This is a genomic window from Micromonospora sp. NPDC003197, assembly GCF_053590565.1.
In genome coordinates, this window is record NZ_JBSFTE010000001.1 from 356,269 (window position 1) to 373,792 (window position 17,524).

The 17,524-nt window shown below is 69.1% G+C and carries 15 protein-coding genes and 1 pseudogene; 4 read left to right on the plus strand and 12 right to left on the minus strand.

Annotation, left to right across the window (positions count from 1 at the left end; all coding sequences use genetic code 11):
* Positions 1-11: 11 nt before the first annotated feature.
* The gene (locus tag ACWDV4_RS01595; protein WP_449973984.1) at positions 12-311 is read right to left on the minus strand and encodes a DUF6412 domain-containing protein; all 300 of its coding nucleotides are present in this window, start codon (positions 309-311) and stop codon (positions 12-14) included.
* Between the two features lie 70 nt (positions 312-381).
* Positions 382-2,598, minus strand: a complete 2,217-nt coding sequence (locus tag ACWDV4_RS01600; RefSeq protein ID WP_449973986.1) for a helix-turn-helix domain-containing protein — start codon at positions 2,596-2,598, stop codon at positions 382-384.
* Between the two features lie 97 nt (positions 2,599-2,695).
* On the opposite strand from ACWDV4_RS01600, the gene ACWDV4_RS01605 reads away from it, so the two are divergent.
* Positions 2,696-3,709 (plus strand): SMP-30/gluconolactonase/LRE family protein, encoded by a 1,014-nt coding sequence (locus tag ACWDV4_RS01605; protein WP_449973988.1) that lies wholly within the window; start codon positions 2,696-2,698, stop codon positions 3,707-3,709.
* 36 nt (positions 3,710-3,745) lie between these two features.
* Positions 3,746-4,303: a GNAT family N-acetyltransferase gene (locus tag ACWDV4_RS01610; RefSeq protein WP_449973989.1), complete on the plus strand. Its 558-nt coding sequence runs from the start codon at positions 3,746-3,748 to the stop codon at positions 4,301-4,303.
* A gap of 53 nt (positions 4,304-4,356) precedes the next feature.
* Here ACWDV4_RS01610 and ACWDV4_RS01615 read toward each other — a convergent pair whose 3' ends face one another.
* From ACWDV4_RS01615 to ACWDV4_RS01650, 8 genes are all read right to left on the minus strand, one after another.
* A complete protein-coding gene (locus tag ACWDV4_RS01615) occupies positions 4,357-6,063 on the minus strand; it encodes a DUF4127 family protein (protein WP_449973990.1) in 1,707 nt (568 codons plus the stop codon).
* 153 nt (positions 6,064-6,216) lie between these two features.
* Positions 6,217-6,906, minus strand: coding sequence for an N-acetylmannosamine-6-phosphate 2-epimerase (locus tag ACWDV4_RS01620; RefSeq protein ID WP_449973992.1), 690 nt, complete (start codon positions 6,904-6,906; stop codon positions 6,217-6,219).
* A complete protein-coding gene (locus tag ACWDV4_RS01625) occupies positions 6,903-7,919 on the minus strand; it encodes an ROK family protein (RefSeq protein WP_449973994.1) in 1,017 nt (338 codons plus the stop codon). Before ACWDV4_RS01625 ends, ACWDV4_RS01620 begins: the two co-directional genes overlap by 4 nt.
* A complete protein-coding gene (locus ACWDV4_RS01630; protein ID WP_449973995.1) occupies positions 7,916-8,758 on the minus strand; it encodes a carbohydrate ABC transporter permease in 843 nt (280 codons plus the stop codon). Before ACWDV4_RS01630 ends, ACWDV4_RS01625 begins: the two co-directional genes overlap by 4 nt.
* Entirely contained in the window at positions 8,748-9,734 is a 987-nt protein-coding gene (locus ACWDV4_RS01635; RefSeq protein WP_449973996.1) for a carbohydrate ABC transporter permease, read from the minus strand. Before ACWDV4_RS01635 ends, ACWDV4_RS01630 begins: the two co-directional genes overlap by 11 nt.
* 12 nt (positions 9,735-9,746) lie before the next feature.
* Positions 9,747-11,030 carry an ABC transporter substrate-binding protein gene (locus ACWDV4_RS01640; protein ID WP_449973997.1) on the minus strand — a complete coding sequence of 428 codons (1,284 nt, stop codon included), beginning with the start codon at positions 11,028-11,030 and terminating at the stop codon, positions 9,747-9,749.
* Positions 11,031-11,098: 68 nt separating this feature from the next.
* Positions 11,099-12,694, minus strand: coding sequence for an FAD-dependent oxidoreductase (locus ACWDV4_RS01645; RefSeq protein WP_449974135.1), 1,596 nt, complete (start codon positions 12,692-12,694; stop codon positions 11,099-11,101).
* Positions 12,695-12,732: 38 nt separating this feature from the next.
* The gene (locus tag ACWDV4_RS01650; RefSeq protein ID WP_449973998.1) at positions 12,733-13,830 is read right to left on the minus strand and encodes a LacI family DNA-binding transcriptional regulator; all 1,098 of its coding nucleotides are present in this window, start codon (positions 13,828-13,830) and stop codon (positions 12,733-12,735) included.
* Positions 13,831-14,006: 176 nt separating this feature from the next.
* Between ACWDV4_RS01650 and ACWDV4_RS01655 the strand changes: the two genes are divergently transcribed.
* Positions 14,007-15,383: an FAD-dependent oxidoreductase gene (locus tag ACWDV4_RS01655; RefSeq protein WP_449974000.1), complete on the plus strand. Its 1,377-nt coding sequence runs from the start codon at positions 14,007-14,009 to the stop codon at positions 15,381-15,383.
* An 80-nt stretch (positions 15,384-15,463) separates the two neighbouring features.
* On the opposite strand, the gene ACWDV4_RS01660 is transcribed toward ACWDV4_RS01655, so the two are convergent.
* Positions 15,464-16,381, minus strand: a complete 918-nt coding sequence (locus tag ACWDV4_RS01660; RefSeq protein ID WP_449974002.1) for an isocitrate lyase/PEP mutase family protein — start codon at positions 16,379-16,381, stop codon at positions 15,464-15,466.
* Between the two features lie 69 nt (positions 16,382-16,450).
* Positions 16,451-17,193: pseudogene (locus ACWDV4_RS01665) on the minus strand (hypothetical protein).
* Between the two features lie 12 nt (positions 17,194-17,205).
* On the opposite strand from ACWDV4_RS01665, the gene ACWDV4_RS01670 reads away from it, so the two are divergent.
* Positions 17,206-17,517, plus strand: coding sequence for a hypothetical protein (locus tag ACWDV4_RS01670; RefSeq protein ID WP_449974003.1), 312 nt, complete (start codon positions 17,206-17,208; stop codon positions 17,515-17,517).
* Positions 17,518-17,524: the final 7 nt, after the last annotated feature.

Sequence of the window (17,524 nt, forward strand, 5' to 3'; positions counted from 1 at the left end):
GACGGGGCGCGCTACACGGCCGAGGGGACGGCCGACGGGGCTCGGGGACGGGGCCGCCCGGCCGCGTCCGGATCGATCTGCCGGGGCACCCGGCTACGGCGAGCCCGATCTCGCAGGATGCTGGCATGTCGTGCCGGATCAGCCGTGCGACACGGCCAGCCGACGAAGTGGACCGTGACAGCGACCGCGATCAACGTCGCGGCAGCAAGCGCCGCACCGGCGACCAGTTCGGCCGGGTGGGTCGTGAGCTCCGCGAGCTGCGTAACGACGTATGCCCAGAGGCTCGTCACAATCAGCGGATACGCGGGCACGGGAGTCAGCATAGAAGATCGGGTCCAGTCCACGGTCTGAACCGTGTCCCGCCTCGATCACGTCACATGCTCAATCGACCCGATCGATCACCTGTGTCGCCGCCTCCGCCAAATCGGCGAACATCCGCGCGCGTTCGTGGTCGCCCATCCGGGCGTGCAGCCGCGCCATATCCCGGAGGACCGTAGCCCCGCCATCGGCGTAGCCGACCGTTCGGAACAGCGCGAGGGCCTGCTCATGACCGGCGAGTGCGGACTCGTGGGCACCCCGTCGGGCGGACAGGTTCGCCAGGCTGGCGATGGCGTGCCCGGCCCCGGCGAGGTTGTCCAGGTCAAGGAACTCCACAAGGGCCCGACGATGGTGGTCGAGCGCCGATCCGTCGTCACCCAACTGCTCGTACGCGGTGGCGATGTTGCTCAGCGCCATGGCCGCGCTCGCCCGGTCCCCCGCCTGTTGCAGCAGGGTGAGTGCCCGCTTCGCCGTGGACAGCGCACGCCGGGGCCGGGCTGCGGCGAGACGGAGTACGGCCAGATGGACCAGCAGAAGTCCACGGATACCGGCGTCGCCGGTCCCGGCGGCGATCCGCGCGTGGTACATCGCCCGCCCGTGGCGGCCCAACCGGAACTCGGCCAGGCTGAGGGCACCCGTGACGATCGCCTCCGTGACGGGTTCCCCCACCGCGTGGGCGGCCAGACGTGCCCGCGAATGCAGGCGTAGACCGAGTGTGTAGTGGCCGCCGGTGTCGAGGTAGCGCCACATGATGGCCGACAGACGGTGAATGTAGCTCTCCGGCGCGGTGTCGGTCAGCGCCAGAACGTCGGCCCGCTCCGCGTCCAGCCACGACAGTGCCGCCTCACGGCCACTCTCGCCCCATCGATGCGGATCATGCCGACCCTCGTCCGGGGCCGCGAAGTCGCACTCGGACGAGGGTGCCGGTGGTCGCAGGTGCCGCTCATGCGGTGCGATGGCATCCATCGCCGCCGACACCGCACCGAGGTAGAAATCAAGAAGTCGGGCGTGGGCCGCGCGCGACGTGGGATCGGCACCGGCCAGCTCGGACGCGTAGCGCTTCAACAGGTCATGCTGCCGGAAGCGGCCTGGAGTAACCGCAGTGACCAGGTGCGCCCGCATGAGTTCGTCCATGGCGCGCCGGACCGCCTCGACCGACGTACCAGCCATCCATACGATCGCCGGCTCCGCCACACTCGTCCCGGGCACCAAGCCGAGCAGGCGGAACATCCGAGCCGCAGGCCCGCTCAGCGCGGCGTAGGACCAGGAGAAAACGGTGCGTACGTCGATGAGCGGGTCGCCGCCGACGTCAAGGGCGTCTAGCCCGCACCGTTTGATCTCCTCAATCAGTACGGTCGGCGTACGCTCAGGATGGGCTCCGATCCGCTCGGCTGCCACGCGTAGCGCCAGCGGAAGCCCGGCGCAGAGTCGGTTGAGTTCACCGGCTTCCCATGGGGTGAGCCGCCCCGGCCCGAGCATCTCATCCAGTAGGTCGGATGCCTGCGTTTCGGTGAGCGACTCCAGGACCAGACGACGAGCGCCCTCCCGGGCCACCAACCCGGGCAGCGCGTCACGGCTCGTAACGATCGTCATGGTGTCGGCTGAGCCGGGCAGCAGCGGGCGTACCTGATCGGCAGAGCGCGCGTTGTCGAGGACAACGAGCATCCGTCGGCCACTGAGCATGGTGCGGTAAGCCGCGGCTCGCGCCTGGATCCCGGCGGGAACCGCCGCGCCGATCGAGCGCAACAGGCAGTCCAGTGCCGAGGTCGCGTCCAGCGGTAGCGCCGGATCGTAGCCGCGCAGATCGAGGTACAGCTGCCCGTCCGGAAAGCGCGCGGCCTGTTGATGCGCGAAGCGGACCGCCAACGCACTCTTGCCCACTCCCGCCGGGCCGGAGACCACCGTTACCGGTCCACGAAGTGCCGCCAGTTCGCCTCTCCGGCCGACGAACCCCACCACGTCGGCCGGCATCTGATGCGGCACGAGCCACCTCGACGCGGCGCGCGGACCCGTACCGATCCGCTCCAACGCGGTCGCCCACCGGCGCGCCTCGCCTGCGTGCACGCCGAGGGCGAGCACCACCGAGTCCAGCGCGTCGGCCGTGAACATGGTGCCGCCGTTGAGGTAGGAAGCCAGGGTACTGCGGGGTATCCCGCTGGCCTTCGCGATGTCCGTGAGGGAGAGACGCACCTTGCCCCTGCCCTGTGCCGCGTGTCGGCGCAGCAGGTCAAGCTCAGCCAGCAGCTGTGGCAGCGACGTCACGGTGTCGGGATCGGACACCAGCCCAGGGTATGGGATCAGCGCGTGCGCGTCCGGTGTCATCCCGGCCCGTCCCGGACGTCCATTCACTGCCGCCGGCCTCCCATAACCTGCGGAAATGCTCAAAACCAAACTTCGTGCGGGTCTCACCGCACTGACTCTGATCGTTCTGGCCCTGGTATCGACCACGGCGCACGCCGCATCAGCCGCCCCGCCACTGGTCATCGAAACGCGGGCACCGGTCATCGAAACGCGGGCACCAAGCCTGCACCCGGAGGGGGTCGCCTGGGATCCGCTGCGACACGCCTTCCTCGTCGGCTCGGTACGCCACGGCACGGTCTCCGTCGTACGCCTTGACGGCTCCGTACGCACACTCGTCGACGACGGTGTGATGGTCTCCGTCATCGGCGTACATGTCGATGCGCACCGCAGAAGAATCCTGGTGGCGTACCAGGACCCCGGTGTGGGCGTCCGCTCCAGCGACGCCACAAGGCTGCGCCAGTCAGGCGTGGGGATCTTCGACCTGCGGTCCGGCGCGTTGCTACACCGGGTCGACCTGACGGCCGTGCCAGGCGCTGCCGAACACGTCCACGGTGCCAACGACCTGGCGATCGACTCGAACGGCAACGCCTACGTCACCGACATCGCCAGCGGTGAGATCTACCGGGTCGGCAGGGACGGCACGGCCACGCTGCTGCTGCGTGACGAGCGGCTGGGTCGCGACGGGGTGGGGCCCAACGGCATCGTCTGGCATCCGGACGGATACCTCCTCGTGGTCCGGTACGACACGGGAGTCCTGTGGCGGATTCCCGTCCAGGAGCCGGCCCAGATGACCGAGGTTCACCTCGGCACCACACTCGTCGGCGGGGACGGGATGGTCCTACAGCCGGATAGGTCTCTCGCGGTCATGACCAACCATCTCGCCTCCGCAGCCATCTCGGGCGTGTCGGTGCTCCGCTCGTCCGACGGTTGGGCCTCGGCGGTCGCGACCGTCCGGCCCTGGCCGCAGCCGGAGCAGAACCCGACGACCGCGACCGTGACCCCGCTTGGCACATATGTGCTCGAAGGTCGTCTCGGTTCCCTCTTCGCAGGCACACCCCTTGATGACTTCACCCTCAGGCCACTGTGTTAATGGTGGTGGTTGACCAAACCCGTTAGGAGCGCGCTGATGACGGTAGTCCTGTGGGCGCAAGCGATGCCGTCCGCGCCCGCACTGCGCCTGCGCCCGTGGAACGACCAGGACATCGCACCGTTGATCGAGATCTACCGCGATCCCGTCCTGCGCCAATGGACCCGGCTGCGCGTGGAGAACGCCGAAGACGCCGTACGGTGGCTGGACGTACAGCGACAGGGCTGGCAGAGCCGGCAGCGGCTCAGCTTCGCGGTGCTGGAGAATCAGCCGGACACCGACGAGGGGCAGCTGGTCGCCAACGTCGTCCTCAAGAAGGCTGACCCCACCGGCCAGTCCGCCGAAGTCGGCTACTGGACGGCGGCGCATGCTCGGGGCCGCGGAATCGCCCCGCGTGCTCTGACGGCGCTCACCGACTGGGCCTTCGACACCTTTGCCGCCGACGGGTTGAGTCATCTCGACCTGCTCCATCAGGTGGACAACCTGGCGTCGTGCCGGGTGGCCGAGAAGACCGGCTACCGGTTCGCACAAACCTTGCCCGCCCAGCCGCCCGCCTTCCCGCAGGACGGCCACCGCCACACCCGCCCCCGGACGTAAGGAAGGGCCCCTTCTTATCGCTTTCTGTATAGGAAGGGGCCCTTCCTAACACCTCAGGACAGGCGCACGTGCGGTTCCAGGGTCACCTCGAACAGGCGATCCCAGGGCAGCTCGATGTGCACCGAGTCGAGCCGGTCCAGGGTCGCGGTGATCGTCTTCGCGCCCCGTCGGCCGAGCACGATCTGGTGCCCGGCGAAGTGGTCCGTGAAGTACCGCGAGGTCACCGGCCCGAGCCGATCGGCGATCCAACCGTCGAAGTAGGTCTTCTGCGCGTCGGTCAGCCGCAGCGGGTCCCAACCCTGGGCGCGGGCGTGGGCGTACGCCTCAGTTTGCACCACGTTCTTCCACGGGTCGTCCTTGACGAACCGGTAGAGCAGGTACTCGGCGTGCGCCTGCCCCGGGGTCGACATCTGTGGTACGCCAAAGCCGCTGCCGGAGTTACGCAGGTACGACCAGCGCGCGGTGCCGTGCCCGAGGGCCAGCCCCAGCGCGTTGCCCCCGGTGTTCCACCCGGAGTACGACAGCAGCGCCGCCAGGTCGAGCCCCGCCTCCATCCGGGACACCAGGTCGTGGTCGCCCTTGTTGACGATCAAGGGGTCCACCACGATGACCGGGGTACCGGCGGCGAGCAGCGCCCCGATCCGGGCCACGAAGGCGTCCAGGTCGGCGCCCCGGTTGGCGGCCACCGCCGACGGGGTGTTCACAGCGAGCACGATGTCGGCGGAGCGGCCGACGGGTCGGCCGTCGATAACCCGACCGTCGACCACCGGACCATCGACCACCTGACCGCCGACCGACTTCACGTGCCGGCGGATGTTCTCGGCGAACGGGATGCCCTCCAGTTGGGCCGTCCACTCCTCGCCGGAGACGCCCGCGTACTCCAGCCGGTAGGTGGGGTTGTCCCCGGTGGCGATGAGTCGGGCCACCAGCAGCGCGTTCACCTCGTCCGCACCCGGGAAGATCTCCACCCGGTCGGTGACGCCGAGTTGGGCGGCCAGCGCCTCCAGTTCGACCCGCTCGGCCCGAGCCAGTCCGACCGGCGCGGTGTCGTCCTCGGAGAGCACCAGGTGGCTGATGGTCCCGTCGGCGACCCACTCCACCATCAGCTTGTTGACCTGGTGGTTGCGGGCCCGCGCCGCGAGGTAGTCATCGACGATCTCGTCGGGGATCTGCGCCCGGGTCGCGTCGAGTTGCCCGCGCAGCTCCTCCTGGCCGAGGTTCACCACCTGGTCGTAGAGCTTCGCCCAGCTGACCAACAACGAGATGTACGCGTCCAGCGGCGTACCGGTGCTGGTCAGCGCCAGCCGCTGGATGGTGTCGTGTACCTCGATCGTGGCGTCGGGGTGGGACTTGCGCAGCGTCCGAATCGCCGCGACGTTGGCCAGCGCCTCGGCCATCGTCGCGGTGGCGGTACGCGAGGCGATCAGGCCGCCGTACGCGAGCATGCTCACCGAGATGACGTACCCGTCGACGTCACCGACCGAGCCCAGCCACCGGCCGATCCCCGCCCCGTCGCCGGGAGTGAAGAACCGGCCGAGCAGCTCACGCGGCGGCAGTTCCAGGCGTACGCCGGCACTGGCGGCGGTCATCTCCGAGCAGTACACGTTGACCGGGCGGTCGTCGAGCGGTACCAGGGCGATCGTCCGGTTCTTGCCCTTGGCTGGCCCGGCGAGTGCCGAGCCGCCGCCCAGGGTGGCGCCAGCCAGACTGCCAGCGGCCAGACCACCGAGGCCCGCAGCCAGGACGGTACGTCTTCTCATCGTCTCTCCGTTCTTCACTGCCCCGCCACATTGGGCGCATTTCGTCGTGCCCGCCGGACGGGAGTCCTCCGCCGCACCCGTCCGGCCTGCCGAGGGTGTTAGGAAGGGCCCCTTCCTAGGCAAAAAGCGATAAGAAGGGGCCCTTCCTAACACTCAATCCGTGGCTCGGGGGGTGGCCGGGACGAGCCGGCGAGTAATCCATAGGGGTGAGGTGACGGCGTTGCCCATCACCACGGCATGTGCCCCGGCGGCGAACGCCTCGCCGATCTGCTCGGTGTTCCGGTAGCGCCCTTCGGCGATCACCGGCACCGACAGCAGCTTGGTCAGGCGGGCCAGCAGGTCCAGGTCGGGTCCGTCGGTCGGCGGGCTGGCCGGGGTGTAGCCGGACAGGGTGGTGGCCACCGCGTCGGCTCCCGCCTCGACGGCCGCCACCGCTTCCTGCTCGGTCGAGATGTCGGCGAGCACCAGGGCGCGGCTGCATTCGCGTACCGCCTGGACGGTGTCGGCGAAGCTGCGCCCGTCCGGCCGGGGGCGGCCGGTGGCGTCGATGGCGACGATGTGTGCCCCGGCGAGCGCCGCGTCGACGGCGTGTGTCGCGGTGGGGGTGATGAAGACACCCTCGCTGCCCTGCTTCACCAATCCGATCACGGGTACGTCCACAGTGGCTCGAATGGCCGCGATGTCAGCCAACCCGTTCGCCCGGATCGCCACCGCGCCACCCCGTACCGCAGCGGCGGCCACCCGCGCCTGCACGTACGGGTCACGCATCGGGTCGTCCGGCTCGTCGGGCAGCGGCTGGCAGGAGATGACCAGGCCACCGCGCAGGTCGTCCAGGATTGTCACAGGTCCTCCATGGCTAGTCGGGCCGCGCCGACAGCGACCGAGTCGGAGCCGAGCGCGGCGGGTAGCAGCGGCACGTCGGCCCAGGCCGGGGGAAGTTCCACCGGGTACGTGGCCAGAGCGGCCGGGAGCAACGCGTCTCCCGCACCGCCGGCCACCAGTACGGCTTGCGGGTCGAGCAGGGTGACCAGCCCAGCGAGGGCCCGCCCCAGTGCCGCGCCGGCCTGGTCGAGCACCGCCTGTGCGGTGGTGTCCCCGACAGCGGCCCGCTGTGCCACCAACTGCCCGGCGATCCGTTCCCCGGTGGCCAACTCGTACGCGGCCGCGAGCCCGGTGCCGGAGGCGATCGCCTCCAGGTGACCGTACCGACCGCAGCCGCAGCGCAGGCGCTCGGCTCCGGGCACCGGCAGGTGGGCCAGTTCACCGGCCCCGCCTCGGGCACCATGCTCGACCTGGCCGTCCCGGATCAGTCCGCCGCCGAGGCCGGTGCCGGCGGCGACCAGGAGCAGGTGTCGTCGGCCTCGGCCGGCTCCGGCCCAGGTCTCGCCGAGCGCGGCGGCATTGACGTCGTTGTCGACGCGTACCGGGGCGAGGCGCGCCCGGTCGTCGAGCGTGCCGGCCAGGCGGGCGGTGAGTTCGGCGGTGATCCGGGTGCCGGCCCAGCCGGGGAGGCTGTTGGTGGCGTACCGGACGGTGCCGGTGTCCGGGTCGATGGTGCCGGCCGCGCCGACCCCGACGGTGACCAGCCCACCGGCGGTCGCAGCACGGTCACCGCCGAGCCCAACGGTGACGGGTACCCGGCCACCGTCGGCCGCGCTGGCGAGGAGCTGCCTGACGAGCCCGGCGGCGGTGTCCAGCACCGCTGCCGGGCCCCGTTGGGCCGGGGTCGCGGCTGCGCTCCGGGCCAGCACCCCGCCGGCCGGGGTCACCAGCACGGCGAGGGTCTTCGTACCGCCAATGTCGACGCCGACATGCAGCGCGTCATCGCCGACATGCGGCGGGTCCGGCAGGCTCATCCCTTCAGACCGGTGTGCGCCAGGCCTTCGACGAACTGCTTCTGTGCTACCACGAACACCGCCAGTACGGGCAGTGCGGTCATCGACGCGGCAGCCAGCTGCACGTTCCACATCGGACCGCCGTACGCGTCGACGAACTGGGTCAACGCCTGCGGCAGGGTGAACATCTCCGGCGAGGAGAGGAACACGATCGGTTCGAGGTAGAGGTTCCAGCTGTGTAGGAAGGTGAAGATGGCGACCGCGCCCAGCGCCGGGCGGGACAGCGGCAGGGCGATCTTCCAGAACGTCGCGAACCGGCCCAGCCCGTCCACCCGGGCTGCCTCCTCCAGTTCACCGGGGAGGCTGATAAAGAACTGCCGCATGATGAACGTCGCCAGCACGCTGGGCGCGCCGAGGATCGGCACCAGGATCAGTGGCCAGTGGGTGTCGACCAGTCCCAGTTTGAAGAACATCTGGAACAGCGGGACGATCGTCACCTCGCTCGGGATGAGCAGGCCGGCGAGCACCACCAGGAACAGCACGTTCTGTCCCCGGAACCGGATCCGCGCGAAGGCGTACCCGGACAGGGCCGAGACCGCCAGCGTGCCGACGGTGACGATCAGCGCGATGTAGAGGCTGTTGAAGTACTGCCGTTCGAACGGCTGCAACTCGAACACCCGCTGGTACGCGTCGAACTGCATGTCGGTGGGCCACAGCTGCGGCGGGAAGGCGAAGATGTCGGCGATCGGCTTCAGCGACGAGGTGACCATCCACCAGGTCGGGAAGATGAACGGGATGCACAGGACCATCAGTACGCCGTAGAGCAGGAGCTTGGTTCGGCGCGAAACGTCACGATTCATGGAAGACCCACCTCTTGCGCATCTGCCACTGGAGCACGGTCAGCGCGAGGACGATGGCGAAGAGCACGATCGACAGGGTGGCGCCGTAGCCGAAGTGGTGGAACTGGAACGCCTGCTGGTAGAGGTAGTAGACGAGCACGGTGGTGGAGGTGCCTGGTCCGCCCTGGGTCAGCACGGCGATCTGCGCGAAGACCTGCAACGACCCGACCACCGTGATGATCGAGGTGAGCAGGATCGTCGGGCTGATCAGCGGCACGGTGATCCGCCAGAACTGGCGCATCCGACTCGCGCCGTCGACCTCGGCGGCCTCGTACAGCTCGGCCGGCACACCCTGGAGCGCGGCCAGGAAGAGCACCATGTTGAGGCCGACGTTCTTGAAGACCTGTACGACGATGACCGAGAGCATGGCACTGGTCTCGCCGCGCAGCCAGTTCGGCCCGTCGATGCCGATGGTGTCGAGCAGCCCGTTGATCCCACCGTTGTCCTGGAGCAGGAAGTTCCAGACGATGGTCCAGGCCACCAGCGACACGACCACCGGCGAGAAGAAGAGGGTACGGAACACGATGCTGCCGCGTAGCCGCTGGTTGAGCAGGACCGCCAGTAGCAACGCCAGGGCGAGGTTGAAGACCACCAGGCCGATGGAGAAGAGTCCGGTGGCCTTCAGTACGTCCGGCAGGTTGGTGTCGTCGGCCAGTGCCTGGTAGTTCTCGGCTCCGACGTAGTCGAAGGTGCCGGCGAGCACGTTCCACTCGTGCAGGCTGTACCAGACCACCAGGATCAGCGGCAGGATCACGAAGACCGCGCTGCCCAGCAGTTGCGGGGTGATGAACAGGTAACCGGTGAGTTGGTCCCGTCGTCGGGCGGTCCAGTATGGGCGGCGGTCACCCGCTCGCCGTGGACCGGCCGGTTCGGCGGTACGCCCCCCGGTGGCGGGCCGGGCCGATTCCCGGCCCGCCATGGTGTCCGTCTCGGACATGGTGGGGAGTCCCTACTTCGCCAGCAACGGCTGGATCTTGGTGCAGACGCCGTCGAGTACCGCCTTGACGTCGGCGTCCGCCTTCCACAGCGGGTCGAGGCTGGCCCGGACCTGCTGGCTCAGTTCGGCCTGGCCGGCGTGGTTGGGCTTGACGACCCCGTTGGTGATGCCGTCGATGACGACCTTTTGCAGCTGCTCCGGCTTGAGCTTCGGGTTGGTCTTGGCCAGCGTCTCGGCGGTCAGCTGCGACTGGCGCGGCGGCGGGAAGTACTGGGCAAGCTTCGCCGAGTTGGCGGCGTTGGTGAAGTACGCCAGGAAGTCGGCCGCCGCCTGGGCGTTCTTGCTCTTCTTCAGCACCCCGAGGCCGGCCTGGCCAACCACCGAGTAGTTGCCCTTCGGGCCGGCGGGCAACGGCACCAGGTCCCAGCCGAACCCGTCGTCCTTGAGCAGCGATGCGCGGGAGATCTGGGTGACGGTCATGGCCGCCTCACCGGCGAAGAAGTCGGCGGTCGTACCCGGGCCGGGCAGCGCCTTGTCGACGAAGATCGCCTTGTGCAGGGTGGTCATCGCGTCGACCATCTCCGGGGAGTTGAAGCCGCAGCTCTTGCCGTCCGCGCTCCACGCCTGGGCGCCCCAGCCGGTGAAGTAGGTGGAGAGGTTGTCCCAGCCCTTGTAGTCGAAGTCCCGGATCACGATGCCGGCCTTGCCGGTGGCGGCGTTGGCAGCCGAGGCGGCGGCCAGCGCGTTGGTCCAGTTCCACTGGCCGGCGGCGATCAGCTCGGCCGGGGTCTTCTGACCGGCCTTCTTGAGCAGGTCGTTGTTGACGAAGACACCGAACGGCGAGGTCGAGAACGGGTACGCGTACAGCTTTCCGCCGTCCTGCCACAGCTTGAGGGTGGCCGGCGACAGGTCGTCGTACCCGTAGCCCTCGGTCTTCTTCAGGATCTCGTCCAGCGGCAGCAGCGCACCGGAGGAGACGAAGTCGGGGGCCGAGTTCTCGAAGATCCAGGCCAGGTCGGGGGCGTTGCCGCCGGCGATCTGGGTGGTCAGCGTGGTGGTGTAGTTGTCGAACGGCAGCGGATCGAACTTGATCTCGGCGATGTTCGAGTGGGTCTTCTTGTATTCCTCGGCGATCTCGTTGAACAGTTTGAGGTGCGCCTCGTTGGCGGTCCAGACCGTCATCCGCAGGGTGGCCGGGCCGCTGTCGGCGGCGTCGTCCCCGCCGCCACAGGCGGCGAGGGCGACCATGCCGGCCAGCGCGGCAGCGGTGACGCGCAGACCCTTTCTGATCTTCACGGTATGTCTCCTCGTTCGGGGGTGTGGTGTTCAGTTGCCCGCAGTCGGGTCGGTAACCCGTGGTTGGGTCAGTAGCCCGCGATCTGCGGCCAGCGCAGTTCGACGCCGGCTGCGGTGATGCGGTCCTGGAATTCGGCCAGCAGGGCGGGGGTGTTGCGGACCGCGCGCGGCGACTCGCCCCGCGCCAGGCAGAAGTCGGCGAGCAGGCCGGCGACCTCGCCGACGTTCCACTCGACCGGGTGCAGCCGGTAGCTGCCGTTGGTGATGTGCGTGGTGCCGATGTTCTTGCCCGCCGGCAGCAGGTTCTCCACCCGGTTCGGAATGAGTGCGCCGAGCGGAATCTCGAACGGGCAGGAGCCGACGTCGATGTAGTTGTCACCGCCGGTGGAGGGGTGCAGGTCGATGCGGTACATGCCGACACCGATCGAGTCGGCGTAGTTCACCGCTCCCCGGTCACCGCGTACGGCCAGGGACAGGTCCTGTTCCGCCACCGTGTACTCGGCGCGGATGCGCCGCGACTCGCGGATGTACGGCGCTTGGGCCAGTCCGTCGGCGCTGCCGGTGACGTCGCCACGTAGCCGCAGGCCGGGGAAGCCGGTGCCACCGTCGGGGCGGGGTGCCTCGGTCTGCATCCAGTAGAGGACCGAGTAGGACAGTTCCCGGGCCTGGGCGAGGTGCCAGGACGCGTTCGGTACGTCGATGACCGGGCCCTCGAAGTAGTCGATCATCGGCCAGTTGACCAGGGTGATGTCGCTGGCGTACGCGCCGTCGACGAAGTTGCGCCGGGCGGCGATCCGCCGGAACGTCCACAGGTTGCCGTCGCCCGGGTTGAGCCGCTGGTCGGCGTTGACGCTCAGCGGGTCGTCGTCCGGGTTCGGGGTGAAGCTCCGCTCGACGATCTCCAGGGTGCGCGGGTGCGGCGAGCGCCAGGAGAGCAGTCGGTCGCCCCAGAAGTCCGGCTTGTAGTCACGCCAGAAGTCGTAGTTGGCCGGCCGGTCGATGGTGTGGTCACCGTCGACGTGGTCGAGGGCGAAGCAGACCGAGACCGCCTGCATGTTCATCGGCTGTGCCTCGCCCGGCGCGCTGGGCTCGCCGGTCTCGGACTGGGCCTCGAAGCCGGTCACGTACTCGGTGCCGGTCAGCGGCAGCAGGTCGCCGGTCTCGGTGGCGTCCAGGATGTAGGGGGCGGTGATGTCGATCCGCTCGTCCCGGTCGCGGTGGGCGACGGTGACGCCGACGACCCGGTCGCCGTCGGTCTCGGCCGCCACCGGACGGTACGGCTGGAGCACGGTCAACCGCCCGGCCCCCCGGTACGGGGCCAGCATCTCCTCCAGTACCGCGACCGCGACCCGGGGCTCATGGCACAGCCGGCTGACCCAACCGGCACCCGGGTTGAGGTCGGTCCAGCCCCGGGACCGGGCGGTCAGCGGGTAGTGCCGCCGGTAGTAGTTACGGATCCCGTTGCGCAGCTCCCGGTAGCTGGCGGTGGCGCCGAACTGCTCGATCCAGGAGTGCTCGTCCGGCGGGACGGCCTGGCTGGTGAGCTGCCCGCCGAGCCAGTCGAACTCCTCGGTGAGTACGACCGACCGACCGGCCCGCGCCGCCGCCAGGGCCGCCGCGACCCCGCCGAGGCCACCGCCGACGACGAGGACGTCCGCACGCATCTGTGCCACTTGCTTCCTTCCAGTAGTCCGGTCGCCGCTCAGCCGCGGCCGACCGTCCGATCAGGTGCGCCGAGGGTGCTGCCCTCGACCAGTTCGCAGGGCAGGAGCCGCTGCTGCACGGTGCTGCCGCCGGTGCCGGTTCCGGCATCGGCGGAGGTGGCCCTGGCATCGGTGACGGTGGCCCCGTTGACCATCGCCACCAGTACCTCCACCGCTTGGCGGCCCATCTCCTCGCGCGGGATGAGGAAGCCGGTGAAGGCGACGTCGCTGGGCACCGGGACCGTCGGGTCGCCGAGCGCCAGGATCGACAGGTCCCCCGGTACGGCCAGGCCACGTCGACGGGCGGCCCGCTCAAGTTCGACCATGGCGGCGAAGTCCTCGACGAAGACGACGGTCGCGTCGTCGGCGAGTACCTGGTCGAGCAGTTCGTCGGCGGTACGGCCGTCGGTGCCGAGTTCGATGCCGCTGCCTGCTGATCCGATCTCGGCGGCGAAACCCTCGCGGCGGTCGGCGGCCGACTCGGCGGCCATTCCCATCCGCAGGTACGCCATCCGGCGGTGCCCGTATCCGTGGGCTCGTCGGACGAGTTGCCGTACGGCGTCGGCGTAGTCCGCGCCGACGTACGGCACCGGCCCACCGGCGTCGTCACGTCGACCGACCGCCACGAACGGAAAGCCGTCGTCGTTGAGCCGGCGTAGTTCGGCCGCGTCGAGTTCCCGCCCGAGCAGGAGGCAGCCGTCGGCCAGCCGGAGCCGGTTGTCCTGGTGGAAGATCCGTCGCCGTCCGTCGACCACCGGGGCGCTGGTGAAGAGCAGCAGGTCGCAGCCGACCCGTTCGGCGCATTCCTCGATGCCGACCAGGAATGGGTGGAAGAAGTCCCGGCTGCCGCTGGGGAAGGCGGGTTCGTAGGTGAAGACGCCGATGATGCGGTTGAACCGGGAGACCAGGCGGCGGGCGATCGGGTCGGCCACGTAACCGGTCTCCTGGATGGCGCGCAGCACGCGCTGCCGGGTCTCGGGGGCGATCCGCACCTCGGTGTCGGCCCGGTTGTTGAGCACCAGGGACACCGTCGCCTGACTGACGCCGGCAAGCCGAGCGATGTCACGCTGGGTAACGCGCCGGGAGGCAGGGGTCACGGTGGTCAAGCCTTTCGGTCGGCATCGCTAATACGTATAACCGGCTTGGTATCCAGGGATACTGCTGCGCGCTCCGGGTGGCTGTCAAGGGCTGGACGACAAGTTCGTTGGGAGGTAAGTTCCCTGGCTAATGCGCATTAGCAAGATCTGACCGCTCCCTGAGGGAGAATGTCACCGTGACGGAACGGTTGATCGTGATCGGCGGAGACGCGGCCGGGATGGCTGCCGCTTCCCAGGCCCGGCGACGCCGCAAAGTGGACGATCTGGAGATCGTCGCGTTCGAGCGCGGTCACTTTACGTCGTACTCGGCCTGCGGCATTCCGTACTGGGTCGGAGGGCAGGTCGCCGAACGCGACGAGCTGATCGCCCGCGACCCGGCGACGTTCCGGGACAAGCACCAGATCGACGTACGGCTGCGACACGAGGTCACCACGATCGACCTGGACCGGCGCGAGGTCGTCGCCCGGGACCTGGCCTCCGGCGGCGAGGTGCGCGAACCCTTCGACCTGCTGATGTACGCCACCGGCGCGACCCCCACCCACCCGGACTGGACCCGTACGACGGCCCGTGGCGTCTTCGGCGTACAAACCCTGGACGACGGCGCGGCCCTGCTCGACTGGCTGGACGGCACACGCCGGTGCCGGCGGGCGGTGGTGATCGGCGGCGGCTACATCGGGGTGGAGATGGCCGAAGCACTGCTCCACCACGGTCTGTCGGTCACCCTGGTCGACCGGAGCGAGCAGCCCATGTCCACGATGGATCCGGACATGGGCGCACTGGTCCGGGCCGCGTTGGTCGGGCTGGGCGTCGACGTGCGTACCGGATGTGCGGTCACCGGCCTGACCACGCAGGACGGGCGGGTCACCGGGGTACTGACCGACGCCGGGGAGATCCCGGCCGACGTGGTGGTCCTCGGCCTCGGCGTACGCCCCAACACCGCACTCGCCGCCGCCGCTGGCCTACCGCTCGGCATGTCCGGCGGGGTACGGGTCGACCAGCGGATGCGGGTGCCGGACGTCGACCGGGTCTGGGCGGCCGGCGACTGTGTCGAAACCCTGCACCGGGTCACCGGCCAGTCGGTGCACATCCCGCTCGGTACGCACGCCAACAAGCAGGGCCGGGTGGCCGGCATCAACATCGGCGGCGGTTACGCCACCTTCCCCGGGGTGATCGGCACCGCCGTGACGAAGGTGTGCGACCTGGAGGTGGCGCGTACCGGCCTGCGGGAACGGGATGCCACCGCCGCCGGCTTCGAGTTCGTCACCGTACGCGTCGAGTCGACCAGCCGGGCCGGCTACTACCCGGGAGCCGCCCCGATGACAGTCAAACTGCTCGCCGAACGGCGCAGCGGACGGCTACTCGGGGCGCAGATCGTCGGCCGTTCCGAGGCGGCCAAGCGAATCGACGCGCTGGCCGTGGCGCTGTGGAACCGGATGACGGTGGACGAGATGAGCGGCCTCGATCTCGGCTACGCACCGCCGTACGCCCCAGTGTGGGATCCGGTGCTGATCGCCGCCCGCAAGGCCATGGAGGCGGTGGAATCCACCGGCTGAGGTGTAAGGAAGGGCCCCTTCTTATCGCTTTCTGTATAGGAAGGGCCCCTTCCTAACCACTAACCCCCGTCCACCAGGCGTCAGGAACGACCGCTTACCAGCGCGTTGAGTTCGCCGTAGTCCACCGCGTCGACGAGCGTCGAGTAGCTCCCGGTGGTGAGCAGTTCCTCGGCGCTGCGCCGGGCCAACGCGTACGCCGCACTCACGATCCCGACACCGACGCTGACCCGGGCCACGCCCAGCTCGGCCAGCTCACCGACGGTGGGCGCGCCGGGGCCAGCCATCACGTTCAACGGTCCCGGCACCGCCTTGACCAGCGCCGAGATGGTCTCCGGATCGACTACCCCGGGTACGAAAATTCCGTCCGCGCCGGCCGCGAGGTATGCCGACGCCCGCTCCATGGTGGCCGCGAGCCGGTCGGCCGGGTCACCGAACTGACCCAGATAGATGTCGACGCGAGCATTCAAGAACATCGGTACGCCCACCGCATCGGCTGCCTGCCGGGCGGCGGCGATCCGCTGGGTCTGCTCCTCGATCGGACGGGACAGGAACCGGCCGTCTTCGAGGTTGACGCCGACCGCGCCAGCGGCCAGTACTCCCCGGATCGTCTCGGCCACCCCATCCGGATCCTCCGCATAGCCGCTCTCGATGTCGGCGGTGACCGGTACGTCGACAGCGGCGACGATCCGGGCGATAAGGTCCAGGGCTCGGTCCCGGTCGAGCTGGTCCCCATCGGCGGCACCGAGACTCCATGCGACACCCGCGCTGGTGGTGGCGATCGCCTTCGCCCCAGCCGCCTCGATCAGACACGCGCTGGCCACGTCCCACGCGTTGGGCAGCGCCAGGATCTGGCGGCCGTCCCGCAGTTGGCGGCCATCGTGCAGTTGACGGTCATCGTGCAGTTGACGGTCATCGTGCAGTTGACGGTCATCGTGCAGTTGACGGTCATCGTGCAGTTGACGGAAGAGCAGGGCCTGCTCCGACTGGTTGTTGGTCATGGCATCGAGTCTGGCCACCGCCGCCGAAGATCGTCTAGCGGCTTCCGGACTTGACCAGCGGGTACGGAGTCAGGGGGCTCGGTGGGCTCGGTGGGCGCGCTTCGCGTGAGCGACCGTTCGGCGGGCGTCGCGCCAGGCGACAAGGGCGGTGCGTATTCGAGGAGAGGAGATGGTTTCACCTCGCCGTCTGGCGCTGAGCTGGTCGATCAGCCAGATAGGGGCGTGCGCCTGCTCGATGGCTTGCGTCTTGGTGAGGAGTTCGCCGTTGTCGAGTGCATGGCGGCCCCGGGCCATGGAGGTAAGACCAAGGTCAGCGATGGTGGGGTCCAGCCACAGCCAGGGGCGTCGAGCGGCCCAGGCCCAGTAGCCGGTCAGTTCGGCATGGGCCGCTGCTCGTATGTCGTCATCCGAGACTTCAGGGAAGACTTCGCGCGGCGAACGCCCAAAGATCTCGTACCCGTGTCGTACCAGTTCTGATCTTGTGACCCTCGACAGAATCCGGTGCACGAGTTGTCCGTGAGTCCAGGTCGGATGCTGCATCTCGATGTGGGAATGGTCGCGCTGTCGACGTATACGCAGCCGAGTTTGAATCCCGCGCCGGCCCCGCTGTCGAGGTGACGATGGATGGCCGCAAGCTCGTCCTGCCGGCCGATGTCGATAGGCCCGTCGACGAGCGCAACCAGGTCGAGGTCGCTGACCAGGGGTATGTAGTCGCCGGTGGCCAATGACCCTGCGACCATCAAGTCACTGACCCAGCCGAGCCCCTGCAGTTCATTGCCAAGTGTTCTAACAACATCGGGTGACGTCGCCATGATGGCGAGTGTATGGGCCCCTTCAGTCAGTCAATCGGACTGCCAACTACGAGCGGACAGGCCCGCCCGGACCGCACCACGATGGCCCGGTCGCTGGTCGACGCGCCGCAGTGGGCGCGTACCGACGACGAGGCGCAGACGATCCTCGCCGCCGGTTGCCAGCAGCGTCGGGCGACGCCGGCCGAGATCGAGACGGTGATCCTGCGGATGCCCAGGACTCGGTGGCGCGGGTATGGCGGCTACACGTCGCGATCGATGGCGCACACCACCTGGACGCCCGGTACTGGGCAGCGGACCTGCGCCGGCAGAACGAGATCTGGATAGCCGGCGA